A 1,135-nucleotide genomic window follows, 5' to 3' on the forward strand; every position below is an offset into this window, starting at 1 on the left:
AACAGTTTACCGTGGGTGAATAATATCTATTAGATCACAGCGAACAGATGGATTCAAGGTTAAAAAGCAACCAACCAAGAATAGTTGGATACGTTCCTAAAAAGAGTAATTCTACAGCCTCAACGCCTCATTAAGAGGCTAAAAATTGTTGGCTAAAATAGTGAGCGCAGCGAACCTAGCCAACTGTTTTTAGTCCTTTTGAATGACTTGTTAGTTGCCGACTTCACCAAACCGATTTATGTAGTCATCTAGATTAGGTGATAAGTCGATACGTTTAACTATATTGTTACGTAAGAAAAATTCCAACTCGTTCGTTGAGTCGACATACTCTTTAAATATACCGTCACTCATTTCTAAAACTAAAGTTGGAAAATGAGCTAATAGTTCAGTCTCACTAAAACTAATTGGTCTAATATTATTTAGCTGGGATATTTCTGAGCTTAATGAAATCCCCCATAATTTAAAACCAAAATCAGGATCGAAATACAATTGCATTCCCTCTGCCTGATACTCCCAAATTTCGGAACTAACACCGTCTTTACCTAATTCATTTTCAATTAAATCAGGCTTACCAAATAGCTCAATAGCTTTTTCTTTGGAATCACCAAATTCAATACTCTTCAATCCGACTAATGGCACAATATTCATAAGGCAACTAACGAGCCTGTAGATTAACTCGTTTTTAAATTTGTTTTTATTGATAAACAAACCATAGCTGAGTTCCTATTTTGGTTCAATTAATTACTGTATTTTTACGCAGAATATTGAAGTGTTTGATATTGTTTTAATTGACGTTTTGGAAGGGATTAAGGGTGGTTGAGTGGCTTTTATTTAGGGTAAAAGGGCTTACCCTTCTTAATGCATCGTGTTTTGCAGCTTTTCTATATTATGAACAAGACAATACAGTTGCCATTGCGCATTCACTTTCGTTTGACCCCGTAAGGTCAATTTATTCATGCCTTTATTCACTGTAATGTTCCCGAACACGGGCTCAATACAACCAAGTCGTTTGCTATATTGTCGTCGACCTATGGGGCTGTCTATTTTTACTTTCATTTTGTCTACATAGCTCAGCTTTTTGCGTGATTTATTATTTATAAACTGTACTTGTCGCCCCGTTTTAATGGGTGGCTTT

At 35.7% G+C, this 1,135-nt stretch carries 2 protein-coding genes; both read right to left on the reverse strand.

Going from position 1 to position 1,135, the window contains the following annotated elements:
• Positions 1-210: 210 nt before the first annotated feature.
• Complete coding sequence (locus QL995_RS21610) at positions 211-648, reverse strand: hypothetical protein (protein WP_290295075.1); 438 nt, start codon at positions 646-648, stop codon at positions 211-213.
• 207 nt (positions 649-855) lie between these two features.
• Positions 856-1,135: transposase (locus QL995_RS21615; RefSeq protein WP_290295076.1), on the reverse strand; the 280-nt coding region annotated here is incomplete at its 5' end.

This window comes from Pseudoalteromonas sp. APC 3358, from assembly GCF_030408075.1.
GTDB lineage: Bacteria > Pseudomonadota > Gammaproteobacteria > Enterobacterales > Alteromonadaceae > Pseudoalteromonas > Pseudoalteromonas arctica.

Coding starts and splice junctions, on each gene's coding strand:
- QL995_RS21610 (WP_290295075.1), bottom strand. CDS start 648: ATGAATATTGTGCCATTAGTCGGATTGAAGAGTATTGAATTTGGTGAT.